Origin of the sequence: Faecalibacterium sp. OF04-11AC, assembly GCF_003460645.1 — a bacterium.
GTDB classification, from domain to species: domain Bacteria; phylum Bacillota; class Clostridia; order Oscillospirales; family Ruminococcaceae; genus Faecalibacterium; species Faecalibacterium prausnitzii_I.
The window spans coordinates 1-1,890 of sequence record NZ_QTVP01000061.1 but is presented as its reverse complement, the minus strand read 5'-3'; the positions used below and the strand labels follow the sequence as shown (position 1 = coordinate 1,890).

The window sequence follows — 1,890 nt, the reverse complement described above, 5'->3', positions numbered from 1 at the left end:
ATTCAAATGATAGAACAATAGAAATTATTGAAGAGTTAAACTGTCCACAAATATATATATTTAAAAATGTCAAGAATTTTGGATACATAGAAAATTTTTACAGGGCAATATCATTAACACATGGAAAATACGTTTTTTTGGCAGATCAAGATGACATATGGGAAAAAGAAAAGGTGAAGCTGACACTTGCGGAGCTTCAAAAATCGGACAGAAATATGGCAGTGTGTACGGGATTTTCCTTGATTGATCAAAATGAGAACCCGATTACTGATATAGATCATTATCAAGTAAATGATTTTGTGCTTCAAAAGCATAAAGATGTTGAAGAGTTAACCTTGAAAAGGTTGGCATTTGGGAATGTTGTGCAAGGATGTACATATTGCGTAAGACGTGATGCTATAGATGTGTATTTAAGAGTACACAATAACGAGGTTATTCATGATTATCAATTGATGTTAATTTCGGCAGCAATGGGAAAAGTAAAGTACCTAAATAAGCCACTGATTAGATACAGATTGCACGGGAATAACGCAGTTGGATTTGAAAAGAAGAAGCATAGGCTGGAAATGCCAAGGAAAAAGCCATCCAGGGAGCCATATATGGCAAGATTTTTTAGACAGTTAAGCGAAGAAATAATCATGCCGCACAAAAACTACTACATGGTTTTATATTATTTGAGGATTCCTTATTTGGTTTCTATAATTAAGAATGTTGTCTCCGGTGGTTAAGGAGAAGGAGAAAGTAGATTGAAAGCTATAATATCAAAGAGCACACGCTATGAAAAAAGCATCTTTATAATCGTTTTCTTTTCGACATTCATGCTAGTACAATTTGGCATATTTGATCTCTTTTGGTGTTTGCAGGTTGTCTTCTTTCTGGCACACACCATTATAACAAGAAAACTTCGAATAACAAGAGATAGAACAATTATATCGCTGTACTGCATTTGGGTACTTTCAACACTTCTTTGCTTTGTGAGTGATATTCCACTGTCGTATAAAAAGAATTCAATTATTGCGATTGTTTTTTTAGTGCCAACTTTTTTTACGGTATCTTTTTATGAGAGATATATACGATCCGAAAGATTTGTGGCGTATATAAAGAAAGCACTAGCATTGACATGCACAGCACAGGTTATAGTATGTATTGCTCAATTCCTTCTGTATAACGGTGCTCATATTGATTTGAACCAACTTGTGTTTAGAGATATTCTTCATATGGTCGAAAATCCATCACAGTATAAATTGGGAGTATTTCATCCATCGGGAATGTGCTGGCATTCTGCGTTTATGGCCCCTATAGTAATTATTGCATTTGTTGTGTGCGATAGTTATTTTGTTAAAACTTTAGCCGTTGTAGATGCTGTTATATGTAATAACGCAACGGCGATGATTGGTATTGGTGTATGTCTGGGTTTAACGGGTATGTTTTCAATTGTTGACTTTTTGAAAAGGGCGAGCAAGACTGTGAGAAAACGTACATTCATTGCTATCTCTTTGATAGTTGTTGCTATTATACCAATACTCTTTTGCACGAATATCGTACCTGTTGTATATGATAAAATTGTGGATATTTACGGACGAGCAACAGGTGCCGTATATGATGGAGGAAGTGCAAATGCGCACATTCGTTATTTTACTGCGTATCCAAATGTGGTGAAAAATAGTAGCATAATACAGTTCTTGTTTGGATATGGAACGGGAAATTCTGGATACACAATGAGTAACTTGTATGGTCAATATGTGGACTTGAAAAGCTGGGTTGTTGAAACTGATGTGATGAACCAAATTTATTCAAATGGAATCATAGGTTTTATTCTATATTATAGTTTCTTGCTATATATAGCAATTAAAGGATATAAATTAAATCGTAAAATATTTTATTTTAACG

General features: G+C 34.2%; 2 protein-coding genes. Both read left to right on the top strand.

What is annotated here, in order from left to right; translation table 11 throughout:
- On the top strand, nt 1–728 hold a 728-nt coding region (locus DXA70_RS13535; RefSeq protein ID WP_128118762.1), incomplete at its 5' end, for a glycosyltransferase.
- A gap of 489 nt (nt 729–1,217) precedes the next feature.
- The coding region (locus DXA70_RS13850; RefSeq protein ID WP_207660165.1) for an O-antigen ligase family protein at nt 1,218–1,890 on the top strand (673 nt) is incomplete at its 3' end.